The following is a 25,343-nucleotide window of genomic DNA, read 5'->3' as shown; positions in this document are numbered from 1 at the left end:
GGCGGCACCACCGGCCGCGGCACCGCCCGAGGCGGCACCGCCGGTGGCAGCGCCCGACGGGGCGGCGGTCGCGCCGCCGGCCGCACTGCCGGCGGCGCCACCCGTGGCCGCGCCGGTCTGGGTCGGGGCCGCGCCGGTGGCGCCGCCGGTGGCGGCCGGGTCCGAGTTGTCCGGGCCGCAGGCCGCGAGCGAGAGGGCGGTGGCCGCCGCCAGGGCGGCGACGGTGAGCTTCGTGGTGTACGAACGCATGGTGCGCTTTTCTCCTGGGCATGCGGCCGCGAACCGTTGCCGGCCTGCCCAGTGCGGCGCCGCCCGATGACAGGAAGGTCGAAGACGAGTGGGTACAGCGGGCAAGAAGCCGTCCCCCGATCTGGCTTTCGGTCAGGGACCATACCAGTCATCCGGATTGGCGGCCGGGCTGTGGCGAGGCCGTGACCAGGCCGGGTCCGGCCGGTGAAACACTCTGCGGGAGACCTGCGCGGATCGCGTAGATTTCGGGGTTGACGGCTGGGCGGCGCCCGCCGTACCCGCACCACACCGGAAGGGCGTACAGCGAGATGAGCGAGGACTCACTGCGGGAGGAGGTGCTGACCGCACGGCGGATCGTGGTCAAGGTCGGCTCCTCCTCACTCACCACGGCGGCCGGCGGCCTGGACGCCGACCGGGTCGACGCCCTGGTGGACGCGCTCGCCAAGGTGCGCGCCCGCGCGGACGCGCCCGAGGTCGTCCTCGTCTCCTCCGGCGCCATCGCCGCCGGGCTCGCCCCGCTCGGCCTGGACAAGCGCCCCAAGGACCTGGCCCGCCAGCAGGCCGCCGCCAGCGTCGGCCAGGGTCTGCTGGTCGCGCGCTACACCGCCTCCTTCGCCCGGTACGGCATCCGGGTCGGCCAGGTGCTGCTCACCGCCGAGGACGCCAGCCGGCGCGCCCACTACCGCAACGCCTACCGGACGTTGGACCAGCTGTTGGCGATGGGCGCGATGCCGATCGTCAACGAGAACGACACCGTCGCCACCGCCGAAATCAAGTTCGGGGACAACGACCGGCTGGCCGCCCTGGTCGCCCACCTGGTCCGGGCCGACCTGCTGGTCCTGCTCTCCGACGTGGACGGCCTCTACGACGGCGACCCGGCCAAGCCCGGCACCAGTCGGATCGCCGAGGTGCGCGGCCCGCACGACCTGGACGGCATCGAGATCGGCAGCGCGGGCAAGGCGGGCGTCGGCACCGGCGGCATGGTCACCAAGGTCGAGGCAGCCCGGATCGCCACCGGCGCGGGCATCCCCGTGGTGCTCACCGCGGCCAGCCACGCCGCGGACGCGCTGGCCGGACGGCCCACCGGAACGCTCTTCCTGCGCACCGGCAGCCGCACCTCCGACCGGATGCTCTGGCTGGCCCACGCGAGCAGCCCGCGCGGCGCCCTGCACCTGGACGCGGGCGCGGTGGAGGCGGTCGTCTCCGGCGGCGCCTCGCTGCTGCCGGCCGGGGTCACCAGGGTCGACGGGGAGTTCACCGCGGGTGATCCGGTGGACCTTCTTGCCGAAAACGGCCACATCGTGGCTCGCGGACTGGTCAACTTTGATGCGAGGGAGTTGCCCCGCCTGCTCGGCCGGTCCACCCGCGACCTGGCCCAGGAGCTCGGCGCCGCGTACGAGCGCGAGGTCGTCCACCGCGACGACCTGGTCGTTCTGCACGGCTGACCGGCCGATCGGCCGACGTCGGCCGATCGGCGGAGCGCGGCCGGCGGGCCGCTCCGTACAGGAGCGGCCCGGCCGCGGGCGAGGAGGGGTGCAGCCGTACCGGTCGGCCGAAGGCCGACGGGGCCGGTGGGGACGACACGACATCGCCGAACAGGAGGCCGCCGGTGGAACGCAGGCGCGAGGCAGCGCTGACCGGAGGGACGGCGGGCCGGCGGCTGACCAGTATCGACGGCGGCCGCGGGGACGGCCCCGCCGAGCCGGCCGGTCCGCCACCGCAGAGGCCCGGCGGGGTGCGCAGGCTGCGGCCGCAGCGCGCGGAGGCGGCGGACCCGCCCAGCGTGCCCGAGCAGGCGCGGCTGTGGCACGTGGTGCTGAGCGTGGCCGGGCAGGTCACCCCGCTGTCCGCCCTGCGTGCCTCGCTGGAGCGGCTGGCGCACGACCACTCGTTCTTCCTGACCGCGCGCTACGCGGCCGACCACGCCGAGATCCGGTACTGGGAGCAGGCCCGGGACCTGCACGACGCGGCGGCGATAGCGCTGCGGCTGTGGGGCGAGCACAAGGTCACCGCGAACCTGCCGCCGTGGGAGATCGTCGGGCTGGAGGTGGTCGACCGGGCGACGTACCACAAGCGGGTGGCGGAGGGCTTCGGCGATCCGTCACCGCACCTGGGCGGCGTGCATCCCTACTGACCGGCCCTGTTCGGATGTCGAAACGGCGACGGGCGGGGCGGGCGCAGTCGCTACCCTTGGCGGCATGACCAGCGACCTCGCCACCGCCGACAGCCCCGTCCTCGCCGTAGCGCGCCGTGCCCGGGAGGCCGCCGCCGCGCTCGCCCCGCTGCCGCGCGGCGCCAAGGACGCCGCGCTGCTGTCGATCGCGGACGCGCTGGTCGCCCGCGCCGCCGAGATCGTCGCGGCCAACGCCGAGGACGTGGCCCGGGCCCGCGAGGCGGGCACGGCGGAGTCCGTGATCGACCGGCTGACGCTGACCGGGGAGCGGATCGCCGCGATCGCCTCCGACGTGCGCGACGTGGCCGGCCTGCCCGACCCGGTCGGCGAGGTGGTGCGCGGCTACACCCTGCCGAACGGCCTGGACGTGCGTCAGGTGCGGGTGCCGCTGGGCGTGGTCGGCATCATCTACGAGGCCCGGCCGAACGTCACGGCGGACGCCGCCGCGCTCTGCCTGAAGTCCGGCAACGCGGTGCTGCTGCGCGGCTCCGCCTCGGCCTACCGCTCCAACACCGCGCTGGTCGCGGTGCTGCGGGACGCCGTCGCCGCGGCCGGACTGCCCGCCGACGTGATCCAGCTGGTGCCGGGGGAGAGCCGGGACTCCGTGCAGGAGTTGATGCGCGCCCGCGGCCTCGTCGACGTGCTGATCCCGCGCGGCGGCGCCTCGCTGATCCGCACCGTGGTCGAGGGCTCGACCGTCCCGGTGATCGAGACCGGCACCGGCAACTGCCACGTGTACGTGGACGCGCGGACCGACCTGGCGATGGCCGTCGGCATCCTGCTGAACTCCAAGGCGCAGCGGGTCAGCGTCTGCAACGCGGCCGAGACCCTGCTGGTGCACCAGGACGTCGCGGACGACTTCCTGCCGTTGGCGCTGGCCGCCCTGGCCGAGGCCGGGGTGACCGTGCACGGCGACGAGGCGGTGCTCAAGGCCGCCGAGGGCAGCGCCGCCACCGTGGTGCCGGCCACCGACGAGGACTGGGGCGCCGAGTACCTCTCGTACGACCTGGCGGCGGCCGTGGTGCCCTCGCTGGACGCCGCCGTCGAGCACATCCGCCGCTGGTCCTCCGGCCACACCGAGGTGATCGTCACCACCTCGCAGGCCGCCGCCCGCCGCTTCACCCAGCTGGTCGACTCGACCACGGTGGCCGTCAACGCCTCCACCCGGTTCACCGACGGCGGTGAGTTCGGCTTCGGTGCGGAGATCGGCATCTCCACCCAGAAGCTGCACGCCCGCGGTCCGATGGGCCTGCCCGAGCTGACCAGCACCAAGTACATCGTCACTGGTGACGGGCATGTCCGCGGCGAGGCGACGCAGACCGTGGGCGGGGACGCGGACGCCCGCTGAGCGCGGCGTGCGGGGCGTCCGGCACAGGTGTGACGGACCAACTGCCGGGAGCCACAGACAAATCGCCCGACCGGTAATACGCTGAATCCGTGGCTGAGGATGTGGGGGGCTTGCCGTACCCCGACGGCGCCGACCACGGTGGTGCGGACGACGAGTTCGCCACCGTGGTCTTCGATGAGGCCTTCGTCCGGTCCGCCGCCGTGCACGAGCCGACGGCCAAGGAGCGGCAGCTCGCCGCGGCCGAGGCGCGGTTCGAGCCGGACACCGCGGGACCGGGTTGGGGTTATGACGTCCCGGCCGGTGACGGGCTGCCGCTGGAGCTGCGCCCGTACCCGAGCGGACTCGACGAGGACCACCTGTACCCCGATCCGTGGTCGGGCCCGGGCCGGGCGACCGGCCGCCGGGCCCGGCGGCGGTGGCGCCGCTACGATCCGGTGCGCGCCCGCGGCCGGTACGTGGCCCAGCAGCGCTGGCACCGGCCGGTGGCCTGGGTGCTCGCGGTGATCATGGGCGTGAGCCTGGTGGCGGTGGCGGTCGCGGCGATCTACCAGGGCGTGGGCGGTACCTCCGGCGCGCCCCGGCGCCCGGAGTCCGGCAGCAGCAGCACGGGGGTGGACCCGCGGCCCGCGCCGGCCGATCCGTCGCCGGTGGTCACGGCGCCCGCGGGCTAGCCGGAGCCGGGGGCGCACGCCCGGGGCGGGTGGCCACGGAGCGTTCCCGGCAATCTGCGCAGGGGCCCTCGTAGCGGGACGGGTGTACGCCTACCCTGGTGTCATGGGTGACCCGCGAGAGCCTCCTGAGGGTACGCCCGAGGGCGGTTCCGGAAACGAGGACGAATTCCGGTCCGTCGTGTTCGACGAGTCGTTCGTGCGGGCTGCCCGGATCCAGGAGCTGTCCGCCCGGGAGCGGCTCGCGGGCTCCTTCGGCAAGGCCACCCGGGCCCGGGTGCGGCTCGGGCCGCTGGGTACCGTCCCGCGCCAGGCGCTGGCGCTGCTGCTGCTCATCCTGCTGGCCTTCGGGGCGGCGGTGTACTTCGGGGTGAACTCGCCGAAGGGCATCCCGGCGCGGCCCGAGGGCAGCCAAGTGACCGTCAGCCTGGTCGCTTTGAGCCCGGCCTCGGCCGTCCACCCGGTGACCGACCCGGCGAATCCGTTCGCCGCGCTGCCGCCCGGGTACGGCGACGGGACGATCGGGCTGAACACCCCGACCGGGGCCGCCACCGAGCACTTCAGCCGGGTCGAGGTGACCAAGGCGCTGGACACCGTGCAGCGCTACCTGGTCGCCTCCTCGCTGGCCCCGGCCGCGCTGGTACAGGGCGCCACCGCGGACATACGGGCCTTCGTCACGCCCGGTGAGCAGGCCGGGTTCGACGAGAGCGTCGCACAGCCGGTGGACGACCGGCACCACGCGCTGACCGGCTGGGTGGTCCGCTTCGACCCGGCGCAGGTCGCGCTCGCCTCCGCCACCGTGAAGGTGACCGGCGCGATGCGGATCGACGAGGCCGACAGCGGCACGCTGCAGATCACCACCGACCACACCTTCGTCTACGCGCTGAAGTCGGCCGGGGCCCCCGCCGGGGCGCCGGTCACCCTGGAGACCGTGCGGCGCGAGCTGACCTTCCAGTTCGACCGGGTGGACCTGGCCTCGGCGCAGCTGCGGCTGGTGGACTCGGTGGTGCAGGTCGGGCCGGCGCCGTGCGCCGTCTCGATGGCGGGTTTCCTGCAGCCGGTGCTGGCCACCGTGCAGGGCACCGCGGTGGCGCCGCCCACGCCGGTCGACCCGGGCAACCACGCGCGGCCGGCCTGGCAGGTGTGCGGGGTGCTGGCGGGCGGCTGAGGATTCCTGGAAAGGACCTGGGGCGCTGGGGGCGGTAGCGGGCCCCGGATCGAGGGCGGCCCCCGGAACGGCGCGGCGGCCGGTGACCCGGACCGGGCCCCCGGCCGCCGTGGTCCGTGCGCCGGTTCAGCTGTCGTCGCGGTCCGTGGCGGGGCCGCGGTTGCCGCCGGTGAAGGTGTCGCGCAGCTTGCCGCCGACCGTGGCGGCGCCGCCGGCCACGTCCCGCAGCAGGCCCATCAGCGGGTCCTTGCTCTCCTTCACCGAGGTCGTGTAGTGGTCGGCGGCGGCCTTCCACTGCTCGCCGACCGAGGTGTCCCGGTCGTCCGAGCGGCGCGGGTAGGCACCGGCCAGGATCGAGCGGTACTCGTCGCTCTCCGCCCACTTCTTCAGCTGGGCGACCCGGACCACCGCGAACGGGTGGGTCTGCGGCAGCAGCTGGAGCAGCTTGAGCACGCCGTCGCGCAGGTCGCCGGCCCTCTCGTACTCCTCCGCCTGCTCCAGGAACGCGTCGACGTTCATCTCGGCCAGGTTGTGCCCGCCGGCCAGCTTCATCAGGGCCCGCATGGACGCCTGGAGGTCCTGCCCGGCCAGCAGGCCGGCCCGGTCGCTGGACAGCTCGGCCTTGCGGAACCACTCCTTGAGGGCGGTGACGAGGGCCATGATCGCCAGGTTGCCGAGCGGCACCCAGGCGATCCGGGTGGCGATGTTGGTGAGGATCATCAGCATCGTCCGGTAGACGGCGTGGCCGGACATCGCGTGGCCGACCTCGTGGCCGATGACGGAGCGCAGCTCCTCCTCGTCCAGCAGCTCGACCAGGCCGCTGGTGATCACGATGATCGGGGTGTCGATGCCGATGGTGTACGCGTTGACCGTCGGGTCCTGGGTGACGTACAGGTCCGGCACCTGGTCCAGGTCGAGCGCGTAGGCGGCGTCGCGCACCATGTCGTACAGCTCGGGGAACTGACGCTCGGACGTCTTCACGGCGGTGGCCAGGAACATCAGCCGGATCGCGCGCTCGGACACCAGCCCGGCGAGCTTCTTCAGGACGTCGTCGAAGCCCGACAACTTGCGCAGGGCGACCAGGGCCGAGCGGTCGGCGGGGTGTTCCCAGGCCCGGGTGGAGATCTCGGGGAAGCGCTGGCGGCGCCGGCTCGGGCTCTTCTCGAACGTGTCGGTCATGGTCTGAGTACCTCCTGGTCGACGGCGGCCCCGGCGCGGTACCGGCCCCCCGCTGCTCTTCGCCTGCAACGACTGTCTGTGCAACGTCCGTGGTTGCGTACTCGTCCCCGGGGCCAGCGTACGCGCGGGGCGGGCCGCGCGGGCGAGTCACAGGGGCCGGTGGGCGGCGCCGGTGTGAGGCGGGTTTACCCTGAATGCCCTGGAGAACCGAGACCGGATCCGGCCGCGGTACCGAGCAGTTCGAGGAGCCCCTCAGATGTCCACCGACACGCTGGTCAGCCTGGCCGCCCCCATCTCCGACGAGGCCGGCCCGGGCCTGTTCCTGCGGATCATCGTGATCGCGTCCTTCGTGGGGATCGGTCTGCTGGTCTGGATCATGGCCCGCGCCTTCCGCGGTCAGTAGGCCGCCGCCTTCCCCGTGCTCGCCTCGCAGCTCGGCAGGGGCGGTCGCCCGCGCGCCCCTCTCGACGGCCCGTCCACCCCGCCCGCTCACGCCCGGTCAGTGGCGGTGGGCCGCCGCGCGGTTGCCGTGTAACCCCCCGTACGATGACGGGTGGGCCCTCACCGGCCCGGAACAACCCCCAGGTCCGTTCACCGAGCCGAGAAGGTCCCGCCGACCATGAGCACTGCTGCCGCACTCCCCGTTCTGAACCTGCTCGCCGAGGGCGAGGGGGGCAACCACGACAGCCTGAACCCGGCCCTGACGGGTGGCGCCGCGCTGTTCATCCTGCTGCTCCTGCTCTTCATCACCACCCGCTTCAACCGGGACCGCTGAGCCTGGTCCACGGACCGCCAGGGGAGCGTCCGGCCATCGGGCCGGCCGCTCCCTCACGCATCTGCGGGCAACCCCCACACGGGCGTTCCCGCACCGTAACGGGCGTCGCGTAAGGTGTGGCGGCATGGGAGAGCAGGCCGGGATTCCCGGCGGACCGGAACCGGTGAAGAAGCGCCTCGGCGTGATGGGCGGCACCTTCGACCCGATCCACCACGGCCACCTGGTCGCCGCCAGTGAGGTGGCGAGCGCGTTCCACCTGGACGAGGTGGTCTTCGTCCCGACCGGGCAGCCCTGGCAGAAGTGCGACCGGCAGGTCACCTCGGCCGAGGACCGCTACCTGATGACGGTCATCGCCACCGCCGAGAACCCGCAGTTCTCGGTCAGCCGGATCGACATCGACCGCGAGGGCCCGACGTACACCGTCGACACCCTGCGCGACCTGCACGCCCTGCACCCGGACGCGGACCTCTTCTTCATCACCGGAGCCGACGCGCTCGCCCAGATCCTGACCTGGCACGACTCCGACGAACTCTTCTCGCTGGCCCACTTCATCGGATGCACCCGCCCGGGGCACACTCTGTCGGACGCCGGACTTCCGGTGGGCGGGGTCTCCCTGGTGGAGGTCCCGGCGCTGGCCATCTCCTCCACGGACTGCCGCAACCGGGTCGCCAAGGGCGAGCCGGTCTGGTACCTCGTCCCGGACGGCGTGGTCCGCTACATCGACAAGCGGGCGCTGTACGCGCCGCACGGGACCTGAGCCGGGAGCGTCAGTGAGCGAGCGCAGCGAGCGAACAATCGAAGGGTGCGCGTTTCGCGAAGCGGCCGCCGAGCGCAGCGAGGTGGGCGCATGAGCGAGCGCAGCGAGCGAACAATCGAAGGGTGCGCGTTTCGCGAAGCGGCCGCCGAGCGCAGCGAGGTGGGCGCATGAGCGAGCGCAACGGCCAGCAGCCGCCGGAGGAGTGGTCCACCGGGCAGTACCAGCAGCCGTACCAGGGGTACCAGCAGCAGCCGTACGAGCAGCAGGCGCAGTACGACCAGTACGGGCAGCCGGTGTACGGGCAGGGCACCTACGCCGGCCACCAGCAGCAGGGGTACCACCAGGAGCCGGGCTACCAGCAGGGCTACCAGGGGTACCCGCAGCAGGGGTACGAGCAGCAGCACCCGTACGAGCAGTCGGCGCAGTACGACCAGTACGGGCAGCCGGTGTACACCCAGGACCCGTACGGCGGCTACCAGCAGCAGGCGTACCACCAGGGATACCAGCAGCCGTACCAGGCCGCGCCGGTAGTCGCCGAGCCGCAGCAGCCGCCGCAGCCCGAGGTCGGCGGCCCGGCCGCCGCAGCCGCGCCCGCTCCCGTCGAGCCCGCGGCTCCCGCCGCCGTGCCGCCGCCGCGCCCGCGCACGTCCCGGCCGGCCGCCGAGGCGGCCCCGGACAAGCCCGAGGCGCCCTCCGAGCAGGTCGCCGGGGCCCGCTCCGGCAAGCCCGGCTCCCGGGCGCCCAAGGACAGCTACACCACGGGCGAGTTCACCTTCGTCGACGAGGAGGCGGAGGAGTCCGAGGACGTCATCGACTGGCTGAAGTTCGCCGAGTCGCGCAGCGAGGTGCGCGCCGAGCGCCGCCGCAAGTTGCGCAACCGGCTGGTCGGCCTCGGTGTGGTGCTGGCGCTCGCGGCGGGCGGCGTCGGCGGCTACCTGTGGTTCACCGGCGACAAGCCGACCGCGGCCGCCGCGGCCGGCGGGCGCCAGGTCAACGTCGTGCACCTGCGCGACCTGCAGGGCAAGACGTCCAGCGCGCTGCTGGTCAACGACGCCTCCGGGCACAAGGGCACGGTGCTGCTGCTGCCCGACAACCTGCGGTTGCCCGGCCCGGGCGATCCGCCGGTGACCACCGTCGGCCAGGCCATGGACGCGATCGGCGCCTCGGCGACCCGCGACGGTCTGGCCACCGTGCTCGGCGCCCCGGTGGCGGGCACCTGGCGGCTGGACACCCCGTACCTGGAGATGCTGGTCTCCCAGCTCGGCGGTGTCCGGGTGGACACCAATGCCGAGACCCACGAGGGCGGCAAGCCGGACGGCAAGCTGCTGTCCGCGGCGGGCAAGAACACCCTGCTCAGCGGCAAGGCCGCGGTCGCGTACGCCACCCTGCAGGCGCCGGGCGAGAACCGGGACGCCCAGCTGGCCCGGTTCGGGCAGGTGATGGACGCGGTGGTGCGCACCATGCCGACCGAGTTCAAGGACGCCAAGGACGACGTGCACCGAATGAACGCGGTGCTCGACCCCTCGCTGCCCGAGGACGCCCTCGCCGGGGTGCTCGCCCAGCTCGCCCAGCAGGCGAAGGACGGCCACTTCGGCACCGCCGCGCTGACCGTCAAGCCGGACGGCGGGCTGGACGAGGCGACCGCGGGCAAGCAGGTCAAGGACGTGCTCGGCGGCACCGTGAAGTCCGCGGCGGCCGGCGACACCTCGGCCCGGGTCTCGCTGCAGGACGCCAGCGGCAACGACGCGGCCGCGGCCGCCGCGCAGGTCCAGATCGTCAACTCGGGCCTGACCTTCATCCCGGGTGGCGCCAAGACCGCCGCGCAGGCCTCCAGTGAGATCCGCTACACCGACGACGCCCGGCAGGCCGCGGCGAAGTCGCTGGCGACCAGCCTGGGGCTGCCGGACTCGGCGGTGAAGAAGGTGGGCGACGCCCAGAACGCGGACCTGGTGGTCGTGCTCGGCAAGGACTACCAGCCGCCGAAGCAGTAGGCCGGCGGTCGGGTCCGGCCCTTCCGGCCGGCGCCCGGCGTCGGCGGCCGGGCCCGGTTCGGCCGCGCCCGGCGTCGGCGGCCCCGGAAAACGGTTCCGGGGCCGCCGGGGCGGCGTGAGATCCTGGAAGGCGACCCCCGGCTGCGCGCCGGGGTCCGCCCCAAGCCGCCGAGCCGGAAGAACACCGTGACCGTCACCGACCACAGCCAGCAGCTCATCACCGTCGCCGCGCAGGCGGCGGCCGACAAGCTCGCACACAACATCATCGCCTTCGACGTCAGCGAGGTGCTGTCGATCACCGACGCCTTCCTGATCGCCTCCGCGAACAACGACCGCCAGGTCCGTTCGATCGCCGAGGAGATCGAGGACCAGCTGCGCGAGCAGCTGGACATCAAGCCGGTGCGCCGCGAGGGCGAGCGCGAGGGCCGCTGGATCCTGCTCGACTACCTCGACATCGTCGTGCACGTCCAGCACTCCGAGGAGCGCTCCTTCTACTCGCTGGACCGGCTCTGGAAGGACTGCCCCGAGCTGCCGCTGCCCGAGGACGCCGTGGCCTCGCGCAACCGCCCCGACGCCATCACCGACCGGGCCGGCAACGCCGTCGCCCCGGCCGACGACTTCGGCAAGCCCGAGGACCTGCACTGAGCCGGGAGGCGCGCGGCCCGCGCATCGTCTTCTGGCGGCACGGCCAGACCTCCTGGAACCTCGAGTCGCGTTTCCAGGGCAGCACGGACATCGAGCTGACCGGTCAGGGCGTCCTGCAGGCCCAGCGGGCGGCCCGGCTGCTCTCCGGCCTGCGTCCGGACCTGCTGATCTCCTCGGACCTCAAGCGCGCCCGGCGCACCGCCGAGGAGCTGGCCGCGGTCACCGGGCTCGACGTGCAGCACCACGAGGGCCTGCGGGAGACCTACGCGGGCTCCTGGCAGGGCCTGACCAACGCCGAGATCCGTGAGCGCTACCCGGAGGAGTACGCGGCCTGGGCGGCCGGGGAGCCGGTGCGGCGCGGCGGCGGCGGGGAGCTGTCCACCGAGGTCGCCGACCGCTCGGTGCCGGTGGTGCTGGAGGCCGTCGCCAAGCTTCCGGAGAGCGGCACGCTGGTCGTGGTCAGCCACGGCGGCACCATCCGCACCATGCTCGGGAGCCTGCTGGGCCTGGAGGCGGCGCTGTGGGAGTGCTTCGGCGGGCTGTCCAACTGCTGCTGGTCGGTGCTCGGCAAGGGGGCGCGCGGCTGGCGGCTGCTGGAGCACAACGCGGGCACGCTCCCGCAACCGGTCATCGGCGACGACACCTGACGGCTCGGTCCCGACGGTTTGCTCCCGCCGGCCGGGGCGCGCCGGTCGGGGCGCGCCGGCACTCGGGCGACGGGGGCTTCGCTGGGGCCCGGAGGGGGCGGATTTCGCAGTTCCGGGCCTGACCAGCTAGAGTCTTCCTCGTTCGCACGGAGGGAACGCGGCCCGGAAGGGAAGCGGGAGATCCGGTGAGTGCGGGGCTATAGCTCAGTTGGTAGAGCGCTTGCATGGCATGCAAGAGGTCTGGGGTTCAATTCCCCATAGCTCCACTCCGCATCGGCGGTCGTGGCCAGTTGGAATTCCGGGGCCAGGGTCGTCCGTGTCGCGGGGCTATAGCTCAGTTGGTAGAGCGCTTGCATGGCATGCAAGAGGTCTGGGGTTCAATTCCCCATAGCTCCACAGCAGTTCGAGAGGCCGTCACCCACCGGGTGGCGGCCTCTCGGGTTTTGCCGGCTTTCCTCGGCTTTCCACCGGCTTCCCTCGGCTTTCCACCGGCCCGTTACGGCTCGCAGGTGTGCCTCCAGCCGCCCGGCGGCAGGGAGTTCAGCCGCTCGACCAGCTCCCGGTCGTCCGGGCTCTCCGGGACGTACACCACGATGTAGCACTCCGGCACGCCCGGCATCGTCAGGTAGGTGGCGTTCAGCCGCACCACGCCGAGCACGGGGTGGCGGAAGATCCGCAGCAGGGTCTTCGGCGGGGCCACCTCCTGGCGGGCCCACAGCTCCCGGAACAGCTCGCTGCGCGCCGACAGCCGCTGCACGTGGGCCTCCCAGGCCGGCTCACCGACGTGCTTGCCGTACGCCGAGCGCAGCACCGCCACCATTCGCGGCAGGGTCTCGTCCGGGTTCTCGCACGGGTTGCAGCACGACGGCGTGGTCAGCATGCACCAGAGGCTGTTGAAGAAGACCCCGTGGGACGGGCGCATCCGCTCGGTGCCGAACAGCGAGCGGTACGGCCGGTTGAAGCTCAGCACGTCGAACCGGGTGTTGGAGACCGCCGCCGGCAGCGGGGCGAGCGAGTCCAGGATCACCTGGATCGACGGGCTCAGCTCCGGCGGCGCCGGCTGCGCGAGCGGTGAGGGGGCCAGACCGGCCAGCCGGAACAGGTGCTGGCGCTCGGTGCCGTCCAACCGCAGCGCCCGGGCCACCGCCAGCAGCACCTGCTCGCTCGCGTTGATCGGACGGCCCTGCTCCAACCACGTGTACCAGGTGACCCCGACCCCGGCGAGCTGCGCGACCTCCTCGCGCCGCAGGCCCGGCGTACGGCGGCGCAGCCCCGGCGGCAGGCCGACGTCCTCGGGGGTGACCCGCGCCCGGCAGGCCTTCAGGAAGCGGGCCAGCTCGGTCCGACGGCGGTCGCGGCCGCCCGTCGCGGTGGGCAGGTCCTGAAGCACGGTCATGCCGTCCATCGTGCCGCAGCGCGCGCCGGCGATACAGGTGCTGCCAATACCAGGATCAGCAAGCTCTAACCACCAGTACCGGGACGGCTCCAGGCTGGTCACCATGACGGACCTTCAGATCCGGCCCGACGTGGCCGGAGGCACCACCCGGGCTCCGGCGGTACGGCCGGGGCTCCTCCTCGCGCTCGTCCTGTGCGGGCAGTTCATGGCCGTGCTCGACGTCTCCATCGTCAACGTCGCGGTGCCCACCATCCGCACCGACCTGGGCGCCTCCGGCGCCGCCCTGCAGCTGGTGATCGCCGGCTACACCATCACCTACGCGGTCCTGCTGATCACCGGCGCCCGGCTCGGCGCCCGCTACGGCTACAGCCGACTGTTCCAGCTCGGTCTGGCCGCCTTCACCGCCACCTCGCTGGCCTGCGGCCTCGCCCCGGCCACCGGTTGGCTGATCGCCTTCCGGCTGCTCCAGGGCGCGGGCTCGGCGCTGATGGTGCCGCAGGTGATGAGCCTGCTGCAGCGCACCTTCACCGGCGCCGCCCGCACCCGGGCACTCGGCCTCTACTCGGCGGTGCTGGCCGTCGGGATGGCGCTCGGGCAGGTGCTCGGCGGGGTGCTGGTCAGCGCCGACCTGTTCGGCACCGGGTGGCGGCCGGTGTTCCTGGTCAACGTGCCGATCGGGGTGGTGCTGCTGGCGGCCGGCGCCCGGCTGCTGCCGAGGCTGCCCGGCGACGCCTCGCGCGGCTTCGACGTCCCCGGCCTGGTGGTGCTGGGCGCCGCGCTCGGCCTGCTGGTGGTGCCGCTGGTGCTCGGCCACGAGCTCGGCTGGCCGGTCTGGGGCTGGGTGATGATCGCGGGCAGTGTGCTGCTGTTCGGCGCGTTCACGGTGGTCGAGCGGGGCGTCGCCAGGCGCGGCGGGCAGCCGCTGATCCCCGGACGGGTGCTGCGCGCCCCCGGGTTGCGCCCGGCGGCGGCCGGACTGTTCGCGATCATGGCGGCCTTCTCGGGCTTCATGTTCGCCTTCGCCCTGCACCAGCAGGCCGCGCTCGGCCACAGCGCGCTGCGCGCCGGGCTCTGCTCGGCGCCCGTCGCGGTCGGCTTCGGGCTGTCCAGCCTGCACTGGCACCGGCTGCCGGGCCGGCTGCACGGGCTGCTGCCGGTGTTCGCCGCCGTGCTGCTCGGGGGCGGCTACCTGCTGCTGGGGGTGCTGCTCGGCGGCGGCGCCGAGATCGGGGTGGCTCCGCTGGTGGAGATGGCCGCGCTCGGCCTGGTCGCCGGGTGCGCGTACGCGCCGCTGTTCGCCCGGGCGCTCGCGGGGGTGGCGCCCGAGGACGCGGCCGATGCCAGCGGGGTGATGGTGACGGTCATCCAGCTCGGGCAGGTGATCGGGGTCGCGGTGCTCGGCTCGGTGTTCCTCGGGCAGGTGGCCCTGCCGGCGCCGGCCGCCGAGTCGGGGCACGCGTTGGAGGTGACCCTCGTGGTCAACGCCGTCGGGGTGCTCGCCGGGGCGGGCTTCGCCGCGCGCAGTCGGCGGGCGGCGCGGTAGGCGCGTTCGCGGTAGGGCGCGTTCGCGGCGGGGCGTGGCGGCGGCAGGACGCGCCTGTGACAGGACGGGTTTTCGAGGTGCGGCCGCGGGCGTCGGCCGCACCTCGGGAAACGGATTTCTGGAGCACCCCCCGGACCGTGTAAAGTAGTCGATGTCGCCGAGGGAAACGGACGGAAACGGCCGAGAAGCCCGGTGACATCGCAGGTCAAGGGGCTATAGCTCAGTTGGTAGAGCGCTTGCATGGCATGCAAGAGGTCTGGGGTTCAATTCCCCATAGCTCCACAGTGATCAAGAGCCGCCTCCCGTCACGGGGGGCGGCTCTTCGTCGTTGTGTCCATGCCACCGGCGGGCGGGCGGGAAAGACCGCTACCGTCGTGTCATGGCCGATCTGCAGCGAAGGCGGAACGAGGAGCTGGCCCGGATACTGCACCAGCTCGGCTGGAGTCCGGAACGGCTGGCCCGCGAGGTGAGCCTCGCCCTGCCGCCGGGCCTGGCCATCAGCTCCACCGCCCCGTACAAGTGGCGCGACCGCGGCATGGTGCCGCGCAGCCCGCACGACCAGACGGTCTGCGAGGTGCTCAGCCGCACCCTGGGCATAGCCGTCACCTACGAGCAGCTCTGGGGCCGGATGGGCGGCCACCGAGGCGCCAAGATCCTCTCGCCCCGGCTGCTCACCGACCCGTGGACCGCCGACACCGCCCAGACCGCGCTGCGCGAGGCCGCCACCGACGCCGGACCCGTCCGCCTCACCGACCTGTTCCGCAGCGCCGACCTCGACCACGCCGCCGAACGGCTCGCCTCCTCGCCGCCGCCGGTCGGGGGCGGCGAGGGCGCGCTGCGCGTCGACCCCGGGCTGGTCGGCGAGCTCGGCCTGTCCTGCCGGAGCAAGCAGCGGCTCGAACGCTCCTGCGGCGGCGGCCTCGTCCTCGGCCCCGCCAGGGCCGAACTCGCCATGCTGGCCAAGCTGTTGGAGCTCGGAGCGTACGACGAACGGCTGGGCCGCGAGCTGTACGGGACGGCCAGCAGGCTCGCCCGGCTGGCCGGCTGGGCCGCCTACGACCTCGGCCACGACGCCGCCGCCCAGCGGGCCTTCGTCGCCGCGCTGCGCGCCGCCCACGTCAGCGGCGACCCCAGGCTCGGCGTCGCCGGGCTCGGCGCGCTGGTGGTGCTCGCCACCCAGGGCGCCGGCGGGCGCGGCCTGGACGCCGTCTCCGCGCTGCGCACCGCCCTGGACACCCACGGCCCCGCGCTCAGCCCCACCTCCCGGGCCCGCCAGCTCGGCCGGATCTCCCGTGCCCACGGCCGTCGCGGGGAGGCGGAGCAGGCCGAGGCCTTCGCCGCCCGGGCCTTCGCCGAACTGGACGGCCTGCCCGGCACCGAGGAGGCCCGGGCCGACCTCGCCGGGATGGTGGGGGAGGGGCGGCTGGCGCTCGGCCGGTGCCGGATGGCCAAGCCGCTGCTCGCCGAGGCCGTCGCCGGGCTCGGGCCGGGGCGGGCCCGCTCCAAGGCGCTGCTGATGGTCCGGCTCGCCGAGACCCACCGGCGGCTCGGCGACCAGCGCGAGGCGGCCCGCACGGTGGCGCAGGCGCGCTCGCTGGCGGCGGGGATGCAGTCGGAGCGGCTGGCGAAGGCGCTGCGCGACTTCGACGCGGTGGGGCGTGCGGCGGCGCGGTGATCCGGGCCCCGCTGTGTGCCGTCCGCGGTGTGGTGATCCTGGCCCTGTCGTGTGCCGTCCGCGGCGCGGGGATCCGGGCCCTGCTGCGTGCCGTCCGCCGTGCGATATCCCCGGAAGCGCCCTGACCTGCTTGCGGTACCCTGAGCCCATGCGAACCGTGCGCCTGCTCCTTAGCCGGCCGCGCTGACCAGGACCGGCCGCGCCCTCGGGCGGTGCCGGAGTCGGCGTGGCGTCCCCTCCTGCGAGGGGATTTTTTGTTTTCCGCCCCCGCCCGCGTCATGGGCCGGGTCCACGGGCCGGCCGCGTCGCGCGGTTCGCCAACTGACACCGATGGAGCTTGAAGGACCATGAGCGAGACGACCCCTGCGTCCGGCGCGGCCGAGACCGCGACCGAGCCGTTCCGGTACAGCGCCGTGCTGGCGGCGGACATCGAGTCCCGCTGGCAGGACCTCTGGGAGAAGGAGGGCACCTTCCACGCCCCCAACCCCACCGGTGCGCTGGCCGACCCGTCCGCGGGTGACGTCGCCGCGAAGCCGCACAGCTTCATCATGGACATGTTCCCGTACCCCTCGGGCGCGGGCCTGCACGTCGGCCACCCGCTGGGCTACATCGCGACCGACGTCTTCGCCCGCTACCAGCGGATGACCGGCCACAACGTGCTGCACACGCTGGGCTACGACGCCTTCGGCCTGCCCGCCGAGCAGTACGCGGTGCAGACCGGCACCCACCCGCGGGTCTCCACCGAGGCCAACATCGCCAACATGCGCCAGCAGCTGCGCCGGCTGGGCCTGGGCCACGACCCGCGCCGCTCGATCTCCACGATCGACCCGGACTACTACCGCTGGACCCAGTGGATCTTCCTGCAGATCTTCAACTCCTGGTACGACGAGGACGCCCGCAAGGCCCGCCCGATCGCCGAGCTGGTCGGCCAGTTCGAGTCCGGCTCGCGTGAGGTGCCGGGTGGGCGCGCCTGGGCCGAGCTGTCGGCCGCCGAGCGCGACGAGGTCCTGGGCGAGTACCGCCTGGCCTACGCCAAGGAGGTGCCGGTCAACTGGTGCCCGGGCCTGGGCACCGTTCTGGCCAACGAGGAGGTCACCGCGGACGGCCGCTCCGAGCGCGGCAACTTCCCGGTGTTCAAGTCCAACCTGCGCCAGTGGATGATGCGCATCACCGCGTACTCCGACCGCCTGATCGCCGATCTGGACCTGCTGGACTGGCCCGAGGCCATCAAGCTGCAGCAGCGCAACTGGATCGGCCGCTCCGAGGGCGCCCGGGTCGACTTCGCCGTCGACTCCGGCGAGATCACCGTCTTCACCACCCGGCCCGACACCCTGTTCGGCGCCACCTACATGGTGCTGGCGCCCGAACACGGCCTGGTCGACTCCATCGTCCCCGCCGCCTGGCCGCAGGACGTGCCCGCCGAGTGGACCGGCGGCGCCGCCACCCCCGCCGAGGCCGTCGCCGCCTACCGCGCCGCGGCCGCCGCCAAGTCGGACGTCGAGCGGCAGGTCGAGGCCAAGGTCAAGACCGGTGTCTTCACCGGCGCCTACGCCGTCAACCCGGTCAGCGGCGAGTCCGTCCCGGTGTTCATCGCCGACTACGTGCTGATGGGCTACGGCACCGGCGCCATCATGGCCGTCCCCGCCCACGACCACCGCGACTTCGCCTTCGCCCGCGCCTTCGGCCTGCCGATGCGCTGCGTCGTCGAGCCGACCGACGGGCGCGGCGAGGACCCGGCGGCCTGGGACGACGCCTTCGACACCTACGACTCGGTCATCGTCAACTCCGCGCGCTCCGAAGGCGACCTGTCGCTGAACGGGCTGAGCGTCATCGACGCCAAGGCCGCCGTCACCGCGTGGCTGGCCGAGCGCGGCATCGGCGAGGGCACCGTCAACTACCGCCTGCGTGACTGGCTGTTCAGCCGCCAGCGGTACTGGGGCGAGCCCTTCCCGATCGTCTACGACGAGGACGGCGTGATGCACGCGCTGCCCGACTCGATGCTGCCGGTCGAGGTCCCCGAGGTCGACGACTACTCGCCGCGCACCTACGACCCGTTCGACTCGGACTCCTCGCCGGAGACCCCGCTGTCGCGCAACGAGGGCTGGGTCAACGTCGAGCTGGACCTCGGCGACGGCGTCAAGAAGTACCGCCGCGAGACCAACACCATGCCCAACTGGGCGGGTTCGTGCTGGTACGACCTGCGCTACGTCGACCCGACCAACACCGAGGCCGTCGCCGACCCGGCCAACGAGCGCTACTGGCTGGGCCCCACCGCGGCCAAGCCGGCCGGCGGCGCCGATCTGTACGTCGGCGGCGCCGAGCACGCCGTGCTGCACCTGCTGTACGCGCGCTTCTGGCACAAGGTGCTGCACGACCTGGGGCACGTCTCCTCCGTCGAGCCGTTCCACAAGCTGTTCAACCAGGGCATGATCACCGCGGACGTCTACCGCGACGAGCGCGGCTTCCCGGTGCCCGCCGCCGAGGTCGAGGAGCGCGACGGCACGTACTCCTGGCAGGGCGAGCCGGTCAAGCGCGAGGCCGGCAAGATGGGCAAGTCCCTGAAGAACGCCGTCGCCCCCGACGACATCGCCGACGAGTACGGCGCGGACACCCTGCGCCTGTACGAGATGTCCATGGGCCCGCTGGACGTCTCCCGCCCCTGGGACACCCGGGCCGTCGTCGGCTCGTACCGCTTCCTGCAGCGGCTGTGGCGCAACGTCGTCTCGGAGACCACCGGCGAACTGGTCGTCACCGAGGAGCAGCCGGACGAGGCGACCCTGCGCGCCCTGCACAAGGCGATCGACGGCATCCGCGGCGACATGGCCGGGCTGCGCTTCAACACGGCCGTCGCCAAGGCGATCGAGCTGAACAACTTCCTGGTCAAGCGCGGCTCCACGCCGCGGGCCGTCGCCGAGCAGCTGGTGCTGATGGTCGCGCCGCTGGCCCCGCACATCGCCGAGGAGCTGTGGCGCCGCCTGGGCCACGGCGAGTCGCTGGCGCACGCCGACTACCCGGTCGCCGACCCGGCGTACGTGGTCGACGAGGCGGTGACCTGCGTGGTGCAGATCAAGGGCAAGGTGAAGGCCCGGCTGGAGGTCGCGCCGACCATCACCGACGCCGAGCTGGAGGCGCTGGCGCTGGCGGACCCGACGGTCGTCGCGGCGATCGGCGACGCGACGGTGCGCAAGGTGATCGCGCGGGCGCCGAAGCTGGTGAACATCGTGACGGGCTGACGGGTCGGCTGAATGCTCGGCCGAGTTCTCGGCCGGGACCGGCTTGACCGGGCGGGTGTCCTTCGGGGCGCCCGCCCGGTGCGTTTGCGCGGTGGTGCGCGGTGGTGCGCGGTGGTGCGCCGTGGTGCCGGCGGTGCGTCCCGGGCCCTCGGGGAGATCCCGGATCTGTCCCTGATCTCCGCCCGTCGGGCCCGTTCGGACCGTTTCCGGGCCGGGTGCGGCGGCTACGGTGGAACCCTCGGCAGTGCGGCCCGCGTTGGGCCCGGTGGGGGCCGATCCGGTGGCGGAAGGTGACGCGTGATGGACGTGTTCGGCGTGATGATCGGCTTGGTCCTGCTCTTCGGGATCGCGGTGCTCGTCCTGGCCGTGCTCGGCACGGTCAAGGCGGCCAAGGCCGTCGCCGCGAAGGTCGAGAAGCACGAGGCCAACGCCCGGCGCGTCGTCGAGACCGCCACCCTCAAGGCGAAGACGTACACCAAGGTCGGCCCGCCCGCGCAGATCGCCACCGTCCGGCTCAAGCTGCGGACCTCCCTGGACGGCACCCGGCAGGTGCTGGAGAGCGGGCTGCCGCAGGACGGCCAGCTCGGCGAGGCCCTCGCGCTGCTGACCCGGCTCGACGCCCACGCGGTGGAGCTGGACGGCGAGCTTCGGATGCTGGAGCGCGAGCCGGACACCGCGCGGATCGCGGCCAAGCTGCCGGAGCTGCGGGAGCGGGCGGAGCGGATCGTCCATTCGGCGGAGACCATGCGGTGGGCGGCGCAGGACCGGATGCACCGGTTCGCGGACGACGAGCTGAGCCGGCTGAGCCAGGAGTGCGAGAGCGAGGCGGGGGCGCTGCGGCATTGGGACACCGCGGGGGGCGGCTCCGCCGGTGCTGCGCCTGGGGCTTCGTCCGGTGCTGGTGCTGGCGGTGCCGGTGGTACCGGTGCCGGTAGCGCCCGTGCGGCCCGGGCCGGGCTGACGGAGGGGAAGGGGCGGCCGAGCGCGGAGGAGCTGCTCGGGCTGGCCGATCCGCTGGTGAAGCTGGCGCAGCGGCTGCGGAAGCCGTCGGCGGGGCCCTCGGCGGGCTGATTTCCCGGGGCCTTCCGGTGCGTCCGGGAGTGCGCTGTCCTCCCGGACGAACGGGGAGTAACCTCCGGCTCATGCCCTCCGACCTCGCACTTGTCACCGATTCCACGGCCTATCTGCCGCAGGAGAGCCTTGACCGGCACGGGATCACGGTGGTCCCGTTGAGCGTCGCGGTCGGTGACTCGGTCCTCAGCGAGGGCGTGGAGATCTCCCCGAAGGACGTCGCCGAGGCGCTGCACGCCAAACAGCGGGTGACCACCTCCCGGCCCAACCCGGAGGCCTTCGCCGCCACCTACCGGGCGGCCGCCGAGGCCGGGGCGAAGGGGATCGTCTCGGTGCACATCTCCGGGGAGCTCTCCGGCACGGTCGAGGCCGCCCGGCTGGCGGCCGCCGAGGCGCCCGTACCCGTGCGGGTGGTGGACAGCCGACTGGTCGGCATGGCCCTCGGGTACGGGGTGCTGGCGGCCGCCGAGGCGATCGCGGCCGGGCAGGGCCTGGCGGAGGCGGCCGGGGCGGCGGAGCGGCGGGCGGCCGGGACCAGCGGGTTCTTCTACGTGGACACCTTGGAGCACCTGCGCCGGGGCGGACGGATCGGGGCGGCTCGGGCGCTGCTCGGGTCGGCGCTGGCGGTCAAGCCGCTGCTGCACCTGGACGGGGGGCGGATCGAACCGCTGGAGAAGGTGCGGACGGCCTCGCGGGCCATCGCCCGGCTGGAGGAGATCGCGGTCGAGCGGTCGGGGGAGGGCGCGGTGGACATCACCGTGCACCACCTGGCGGCCGAGGACCGGGCCGAGCCGCTCGCGGAGCGGCTGCGAGCGCGGGTGCCGGGACTGCGGGAGCTGTACGTGGGCGAGGTGGGGGCGGTGATCGGTGCGCACGTCGGGCCGGGGCTGCTCGCGGTGGTGGTCGCGCCGCGCTGAGACGGCGGTCCGGTCAACTTGCGTGGATCCCTCTCACTCGTGTGAGTGACGTTATTTATCCACAACCCCCGGGTTATCCACAGGGTTTCGGTAATTTCCGCGGGTCGGCCGTCGGCCTCCTAGCGTCCTCGCCATGACGACCTTGGGCCTGGGCGCGGCTAAGCGCCAAGCGATCAACGAGACGGTACGGCTGCGGATGGCGGCGCTGCTGCCGGCGGGCGGGGAACCGGTGGGCGAGGAACCGGTGGGCGGCCCCTCCGCGGGTGTTCCCGCGCCCCCGGGGGCCGCTCCACCGTTGCCTGCCGAGGCGCCGCCGGGAGCGGTCGACCTCGTCGGCCCTGCATCGGGTGACGGGGCGCGGCTGCGGTTCGCCACGGCGCTGGCGCTCGACCGGCGGGCGGTGGCCGGGCTGGTGATCCTGCTGCTGTTCGCGGTGGGTTACGCCGTGCAGCACTTCTGGCTTGCCAGACCGGAGGCGGTGGCCGTCCCGGCGCTCGCGGTCGCCCCGGCGCCGTCGGAGCCGGGCATGCCCTCCGCCCTCGCCCCGGCCGCCTCCGGGGCCGGGCCGCCCGAGGCCCCTGCGGGCCCGGGCGCGGAGGCCGCCGTCGTGATCGACGTCGGCGGACGGGTCCACCTGCCCGGCCTGCACACCCTGCCGGGCGGCTCGCGGGTGGCCGACGCCCTGCGGGCGGCGGGCGGTCCGCTGCCGGAGACGGACACCAGGGGCCTCAACCTGGCCCGCGTGCTGACGGACGGTGAGCAGATCCTGGTCGGTGAGCAGGCGCCGGCTCCCGTCCCGCTCTCCGGAGGCGCCAACGGGCCTCCCGGGGCCGGCGCGCCCCGACCGCCGGTCAGCCTCAACCGCGCCACTCTCGAACAGCTCGACGCCCTCCCGGGCGTCGGCCCGACACTCGCCCAGCGCATCCTCGCCTACCGCACCTCGCACGGCTCGTTCCGCACGGTCGACCAGCTCCGGCAGGTCAGCGGGATCGGGACCCGTACGTTCGCGGAGCTCCGCCCGTTGCTGACGCTCTGACGCCCCGACGTTCTTTCCGTTCCCGATGCATGAACTCGCTGACCGCCGAAGGGAGGCACCGCCATGTCCGCCGTCACCGCAGCGCTCCCGCGCTCCCGCTCCTCGGTTGCCGACTTCCGGCTGCTGCTCCCCGCCGTCTCGGCCTGGGTGGTCACGGCGGCGCTGCTAACGCTGGAACCCGGGTCCGAGGTCCTGCTCCGCTCGCTCGCGGCCGTCGCCGTGCTCGCGGCCGTCCCGCTGCTCGTCCGACCGGGCCTCCTGCGCCGACGCGGGGCCGCGGTGACCATCGCCGCCGTCCTGCTCACTGGAGCGGCGGCCGCGGTCGCGACCCCGCTGCACACCGCCGACCTGCACCGGGGGCCGCTGCCGGAGCTCGCCCGTACGGCCGAGCACGACCCGCCGCGATCCGTGGGCACGCCCGCCCCGGCGGTGGAGGTGGAGCTGACCGTCGAGGGGGACCCGAAGGTCCACACCTCCCGCGGCGGCACCACCGGCGGGCAGAGCCTCCTCACCGTGGAGGCCGTGGCCGACCGCGTCACCGTCCTCCCGGACGGGCGGGCCACCCGCACCCACACCCCGGTGACCGTCATGGTCCGGGGGCCGGAGAGCGAGCCCTGGCTGCGGCTGCTCCCGTCCGAGCGGTTGGCCGCGGAGGCCGAGGTCCGACCGGCGGGGGAGGGCTACGACACCGAGTCCGCGGCGCTGCTGGCCGTCCACGGTCCGCCCCGGCAGCTCGCGCCGCCGAGCCTGCCGCAGCGGATCGCGGGGCGGCTGCGCGAGGGCCTGCGCACGGCATCCGACGGGCTCCCCTCGGACGCGCGCGGGCTGCTCCCGGGGCTCGTGGTCGGCGACACCTCCCGACTGCCCGACGATCTGGTGGACGCCTTCCGGGCCACCGACCTGGTGCACCTGGTGGCCGTCAGCGGGGCAAACCTGGCCATCGTCCTCGGCGTGCTGCTCGGCGCGCCCGGCCAGGCCGGCACCGCGGAACGGCGCGGGCTGGCCGCGGTGCTGGGGCTGTCGCTGCGCACCAGCGCCCTGCTGGGCACGGCGCTGACGCTGGCCTTCGTCACCGTCTGCCGACCCGAGCCCAGCGTGTTGCGGGCGGCGGGAACGGGACTGATCGGCATGCTGGCCCTGGCCACCGGCCGCCCCCGCCAGGCCGTACCCGCGCTCGCCGGAGCCGTGCTGGTCCTCGTCCTGCTGGACCCGTTCCTGGCCCGCTCCTTCGGCTTCCTGCTCTCGGTGCTCGCCACCGCGGGGCTGCTCGTCCTCGGGCCGCACTGGGCCGAAGCCCTGCGGGCCCGGCGCTGGCCGCACCACCTGGCGGGCGCGCTGGCCGCGACGGCGGCCGCACAGGCGCTGTGCGCGCCGGTGACGGTGGTGCTGTCCGGACACATCAGCCTGGTGGCGATCCCGTGCAACCTGCTGGCCGAACTGGCGGTGGCCCCGGCGACGTTGCTCGGCTTCGGGGTGCTCGCCCTGCAGCCGTTCCTCCCGTCCCTGGCCCGCCTGCTCGCCGAACCGGCCGGAGTGCCGGCCAGCTGGCTCGCCTTGGTGGCGCGCCGCGGAGCCGAGCTGCCGGGCGGCCAACTCTCCTGGCCGGGCGGCTGGTTCGGGACGGTGACGGTCGCCCTCGCCACCCTGGCCGTCTGCTGGGCGGCGCCCCTCCTGTTGCCCCGGCGGGCGGCGCCCGGCCGGCGGGCCCGAACTCGGCGCCGCTGGGCCCGGGCGCTGGTGACGGGCGTCCTGCTGGTGGTACTGCTGGCCGTGTTGTTGCGCCCGCCGCAGCTCGCCCGGATCGCCACCGGCTGGCCGCCGCCGGGGTGGCGGCTGGCGATGTGCGATGTCGGGCAGGGAGACATGTTGGCCCTTCGGGGCGATGCGTCGGACAGCGCGGTGGTGATCGACACGGGGCCGGACCCGAACGCCGCGGACCGGTGCCTGCGCGATCTCGGGGTCACGAGGGTGCCGCTTCTGCTGCTGACGCACTTCCATGCCGACCATGTCGAGGGTGTGCCGGGGGTGTTGCGGGGTCGTGAGGTCGGTGCGGTCGAGGGCACGGTGCTGGACGATCCGCCGGGAGAGGTGGCCCGGGTGGCCGGTTGGGTGGCCGGGGCCGGGGTGTCGCTGCTGCGGGCGGGTCGTGGTGAACGGCGGTCGGCGGGTGCGGGGTTGGCCTGGGACGTGGTGTGGCCCGATCCCGTGGCGGCCGTGGAAGCGCCCGGCGCGAACAACGCGAGCGTGGCGCTGCTGGTGTCGCTGGCCGGTGGTCTGCGGATGGCGCTGCTCGGTGACCTCGAACCACCCGCCCAGTCCGCCCTGTTGGGCCGCTTGGGCCGGGTCGACGTCCTAAAGGTGGCGCACCACGGCTCGGCGCACCAGGACTGGGACTTGACCGCGGCGCTGCGGCCGCGGCTGGCCTTGATCTCCTGCGGTGAGGGCAATGCGTACGGTCACCCGTCCCCGCGCACGGTCGAGCGGCTGCGCGCGCTGGGTGCCACTGTCCTGCGTACCGACCGCGCGGGTGACATCGCCGTGGTCGGTGACTCCCCGTCCAGTCTCGCTGTGGCTGTCCACCCCCAGCCCGTCCACGGCGCTCACTCCGCTCGCTCCGGTCGCCAGGCCCACTCCACCGCCGAGCCCCGCGCCCCGCCCCCGTGACCCCCGCTCTCCTCCTCCCTCCGCAAGGTGGGGCAGGGAAGGGGTAGGGGTGGGGGAGGTGGAGAGGGAGGGGTGGGGGCGGGGGCGGGGGCCCGGGGAAAGTGATGGCGGCGGGGGGCGGGGGTCTTCCCCGCGAACAACACACCAACAACCCCCCCCCCCCCAGAGAGAAGGGGCGAGGGGTGGTTTCCTCTCTCTTCTTTCTGAG

At 73.9% G+C, this 25,343-nt stretch carries 20 protein-coding genes, 3 tRNA genes and 1 pseudogene; 21 read left to right on the top strand and 3 right to left on the bottom strand.

Features of this window, described 5'->3' with window-relative positions; genetic code table 11:
* Window positions 1-249: pseudogene (locus tag ACFQ87_RS29030) on the bottom strand (DUF4232 domain-containing protein); the annotation flags it as partial.
* Window positions 250-557: 308 nt separating this feature from the next.
* Here ACFQ87_RS29030 and proB point away from each other — a divergent pair.
* The 5 genes from proB (at window position 558) to ACFQ87_RS29005 (ending at window position 5,606) form a co-directional block, all read left to right on the top strand.
* A complete protein-coding gene (gene proB, locus ACFQ87_RS29025; RefSeq protein WP_380613796.1) occupies window positions 558-1,694 on the top strand; it encodes a glutamate 5-kinase in 1,137 nt (378 codons plus the stop codon).
* Window positions 1,695-1,858: 164 nt separating this feature from the next.
* Window positions 1,859-2,383 carry a hypothetical protein gene (locus tag ACFQ87_RS29020; protein WP_380613795.1) on the top strand — a complete coding sequence of 175 codons (525 nt, stop codon included), beginning with the start codon at window positions 1,859-1,861 and terminating at the stop codon, window positions 2,381-2,383.
* 64 nt (window positions 2,384-2,447) lie between these two features.
* Window positions 2,448-3,770 (top strand): glutamate-5-semialdehyde dehydrogenase, encoded by a 1,323-nt coding sequence (locus tag ACFQ87_RS29015; protein WP_380613794.1) that lies wholly within the window; start codon window positions 2,448-2,450, stop codon window positions 3,768-3,770.
* Window positions 3,771-3,859: 89 nt separating this feature from the next.
* Window positions 3,860-4,441 carry a hypothetical protein gene (locus tag ACFQ87_RS29010; protein ID WP_380613793.1) on the top strand — a complete coding sequence of 194 codons (582 nt, stop codon included), beginning with the start codon at window positions 3,860-3,862 and terminating at the stop codon, window positions 4,439-4,441.
* A gap of 103 nt (window positions 4,442-4,544) precedes the next feature.
* Window positions 4,545-5,606 carry a hypothetical protein gene (locus tag ACFQ87_RS29005; protein ID WP_380613792.1) on the top strand — a complete coding sequence of 354 codons (1,062 nt, stop codon included), beginning with the start codon at window positions 4,545-4,547 and terminating at the stop codon, window positions 5,604-5,606.
* A 126-nt stretch (window positions 5,607-5,732) separates the two neighbouring features.
* On the opposite strand, the gene ACFQ87_RS29000 is transcribed toward ACFQ87_RS29005, so the two are convergent.
* Complete coding sequence (locus ACFQ87_RS29000; RefSeq protein ID WP_380613791.1) at window positions 5,733-6,785, bottom strand: M48 family metallopeptidase; 1,053 nt, start codon at window positions 6,783-6,785, stop codon at window positions 5,733-5,735.
* Window positions 6,786-7,041: 256 nt separating this feature from the next.
* Between ACFQ87_RS29000 and ACFQ87_RS28995 the strand changes: the two genes are divergently transcribed.
* The 8 genes from ACFQ87_RS28995 (at window position 7,042) to ACFQ87_RS28960 (ending at window position 11,996) form a co-directional block, all read left to right on the top strand.
* Window positions 7,042-7,188, top strand: a complete 147-nt coding sequence (locus tag ACFQ87_RS28995) for a hypothetical protein (protein ID WP_380613790.1) — start codon at window positions 7,042-7,044, stop codon at window positions 7,186-7,188.
* Window positions 7,189-7,404: 216 nt separating this feature from the next.
* Window positions 7,405-7,560 carry a hypothetical protein gene (locus tag ACFQ87_RS28990; protein WP_355669510.1) on the top strand — a complete coding sequence of 52 codons (156 nt, stop codon included), beginning with the start codon at window positions 7,405-7,407 and terminating at the stop codon, window positions 7,558-7,560.
* 124 nt (window positions 7,561-7,684) lie between these two features.
* The gene (gene nadD, locus ACFQ87_RS28985; RefSeq protein WP_380613789.1) at window positions 7,685-8,317 is read left to right on the top strand and encodes a nicotinate-nucleotide adenylyltransferase; all 633 of its coding nucleotides are present in this window, start codon (window positions 7,685-7,687) and stop codon (window positions 8,315-8,317) included.
* Between the two features lie 167 nt (window positions 8,318-8,484).
* On the top strand, window positions 8,485-10,308 hold the full coding sequence (locus ACFQ87_RS28980; RefSeq protein ID WP_380613788.1) for a LytR C-terminal domain-containing protein: 1,824 nt from the start codon (window positions 8,485-8,487) through the stop codon (window positions 10,306-10,308).
* Window positions 10,309-10,494: 186 nt separating this feature from the next.
* The gene (rsfS, locus tag ACFQ87_RS28975) at window positions 10,495-10,953 is read left to right on the top strand and encodes a ribosome silencing factor (protein WP_380613787.1); all 459 of its coding nucleotides are present in this window, start codon (window positions 10,495-10,497) and stop codon (window positions 10,951-10,953) included.
* Window positions 10,950-11,600: a histidine phosphatase family protein gene (locus tag ACFQ87_RS28970; protein ID WP_380613797.1), complete on the top strand. Its 651-nt coding sequence runs from the start codon at window positions 10,950-10,952 to the stop codon at window positions 11,598-11,600. The genes rsfS and ACFQ87_RS28970 overlap by 4 nt, the downstream gene beginning before the upstream one ends.
* 193 nt (window positions 11,601-11,793) lie before the next feature.
* A tRNA-Ala gene (locus tag ACFQ87_RS28965) sits at window positions 11,794-11,866 on the top strand.
* Between the two features lie 57 nt (window positions 11,867-11,923).
* Window positions 11,924-11,996 (top strand) — tRNA-Ala (locus tag ACFQ87_RS28960).
* A 100-nt stretch (window positions 11,997-12,096) separates the two neighbouring features.
* Here ACFQ87_RS28960 and ACFQ87_RS28955 read toward each other — a convergent pair.
* Window positions 12,097-12,996, bottom strand: coding sequence for a helix-turn-helix transcriptional regulator (locus ACFQ87_RS28955; RefSeq protein WP_380613786.1), 900 nt, complete (start codon window positions 12,994-12,996; stop codon window positions 12,097-12,099).
* A 103-nt stretch (window positions 12,997-13,099) separates the two neighbouring features.
* Here ACFQ87_RS28955 and ACFQ87_RS28950 point away from each other — a divergent pair, with 103 nt between their 5' ends.
* The 8 genes from ACFQ87_RS28950 (at window position 13,100) to ACFQ87_RS28915 (ending at window position 25,135) form a co-directional block, all read left to right on the top strand.
* Window positions 13,100-14,539, top strand: coding sequence for an MFS transporter (locus ACFQ87_RS28950; RefSeq protein ID WP_380613785.1), 1,440 nt, complete (start codon window positions 13,100-13,102; stop codon window positions 14,537-14,539).
* 209 nt (window positions 14,540-14,748) lie between these two features.
* Window positions 14,749-14,821 (top strand) — tRNA-Ala (locus ACFQ87_RS28945).
* Window positions 14,822-14,918: 97 nt separating this feature from the next.
* Window positions 14,919-16,214: a hypothetical protein gene (locus tag ACFQ87_RS28940; RefSeq protein ID WP_380613784.1), complete on the top strand. Its 1,296-nt coding sequence runs from the start codon at window positions 14,919-14,921 to the stop codon at window positions 16,212-16,214.
* Window positions 16,215-16,561: 347 nt separating this feature from the next.
* A complete protein-coding gene (gene leuS, locus ACFQ87_RS28935) occupies window positions 16,562-19,447 on the top strand; it encodes a leucine--tRNA ligase (RefSeq protein ID WP_380613783.1) in 2,886 nt (961 codons plus the stop codon).
* A 300-nt stretch (window positions 19,448-19,747) separates the two neighbouring features.
* Window positions 19,748-20,518 (top strand): hypothetical protein, encoded by a 771-nt coding sequence (locus tag ACFQ87_RS28930; protein ID WP_380613782.1) that lies wholly within the window; start codon window positions 19,748-19,750, stop codon window positions 20,516-20,518.
* A gap of 71 nt (window positions 20,519-20,589) precedes the next feature.
* Entirely contained in the window at window positions 20,590-21,435 is an 846-nt protein-coding gene (locus ACFQ87_RS28925; RefSeq protein WP_380613781.1) for a DegV family protein, read from the top strand.
* 133 nt (window positions 21,436-21,568) lie between these two features.
* Window positions 21,569-22,471, top strand: a complete 903-nt coding sequence (locus tag ACFQ87_RS28920) for a helix-hairpin-helix domain-containing protein (RefSeq protein ID WP_380613780.1) — start codon at window positions 21,569-21,571, stop codon at window positions 22,469-22,471.
* Between the two features lie 63 nt (window positions 22,472-22,534).
* Complete coding sequence (locus ACFQ87_RS28915; protein ID WP_380613779.1) at window positions 22,535-25,135, top strand: ComEC/Rec2 family competence protein; 2,601 nt, start codon at window positions 22,535-22,537, stop codon at window positions 25,133-25,135.
* The last annotated feature ends 208 nt before the right edge of the window (window positions 25,136-25,343 follow it).

The sequence above is a fragment of the Kitasatospora sp. NPDC056531 genome (assembly GCF_042794375.1).
Classification (GTDB): domain Bacteria; phylum Actinomycetota; class Actinomycetes; order Streptomycetales; family Streptomycetaceae; genus Kitasatospora.
This window is presented reverse-complemented; position numbering and strand designations above follow the sequence as displayed.

Excerpts from the sequence above, each read along its gene's own strand:
- ACFQ87_RS28990 (WP_355669510.1), top strand. The coding sequence starts at position 7,405 with ATGAGCACTGCTGCCGCACTCCCCGTTCTGAACCTGCTCGCCGAGGGC.
- leuS (WP_380613783.1), top strand. The coding sequence starts at position 16,562 with ATGAGCGAGACGACCCCTGCGTCCGGCGCGGCCGAGACCGCGACCGAG.
- ACFQ87_RS28980 (WP_380613788.1), top strand. The coding sequence starts at position 8,485 with ATGAGCGAGCGCAACGGCCAGCAGCCGCCGGAGGAGTGGTCCACCGGG.
- ACFQ87_RS28940 (WP_380613784.1), top strand. The coding sequence starts at position 14,919 with ATGGCCGATCTGCAGCGAAGGCGGAACGAGGAGCTGGCCCGGATACTG.
- ACFQ87_RS28995 (WP_380613790.1), top strand. The coding sequence starts at position 7,042 with ATGTCCACCGACACGCTGGTCAGCCTGGCCGCCCCCATCTCCGACGAG.
- ACFQ87_RS28925 (WP_380613781.1), top strand. The coding sequence starts at position 20,590 with ATGCCCTCCGACCTCGCACTTGTCACCGATTCCACGGCCTATCTGCCG.
- ACFQ87_RS28955 (WP_380613786.1), bottom strand. The coding sequence starts at position 12,996 with ATGACCGTGCTTCAGGACCTGCCCACCGCGACGGGCGGCCGCGACCGC.
- ACFQ87_RS28930 (WP_380613782.1), top strand. The coding sequence starts at position 19,748 with ATGGACGTGTTCGGCGTGATGATCGGCTTGGTCCTGCTCTTCGGGATC.
- ACFQ87_RS28915 (WP_380613779.1), top strand. The coding sequence starts at position 22,535 with ATGTCCGCCGTCACCGCAGCGCTCCCGCGCTCCCGCTCCTCGGTTGCC.
- ACFQ87_RS28920 (WP_380613780.1), top strand. The coding sequence starts at position 21,569 with ATGACGACCTTGGGCCTGGGCGCGGCTAAGCGCCAAGCGATCAACGAG.
- ACFQ87_RS29005 (WP_380613792.1), top strand. The coding sequence starts at position 4,545 with ATGGGTGACCCGCGAGAGCCTCCTGAGGGTACGCCCGAGGGCGGTTCC.
- ACFQ87_RS29000 (WP_380613791.1), bottom strand. The coding sequence starts at position 6,785 with ATGACCGACACGTTCGAGAAGAGCCCGAGCCGGCGCCGCCAGCGCTTC.
- ACFQ87_RS28950 (WP_380613785.1), top strand. The coding sequence starts at position 13,100 with ATGACGGACCTTCAGATCCGGCCCGACGTGGCCGGAGGCACCACCCGG.
- ACFQ87_RS29015 (WP_380613794.1), top strand. The coding sequence starts at position 2,448 with ATGACCAGCGACCTCGCCACCGCCGACAGCCCCGTCCTCGCCGTAGCG.
- nadD (WP_380613789.1), top strand. The coding sequence starts at position 7,685 with ATGGGAGAGCAGGCCGGGATTCCCGGCGGACCGGAACCGGTGAAGAAG.
- proB (WP_380613796.1), top strand. The coding sequence starts at position 558 with ATGAGCGAGGACTCACTGCGGGAGGAGGTGCTGACCGCACGGCGGATC.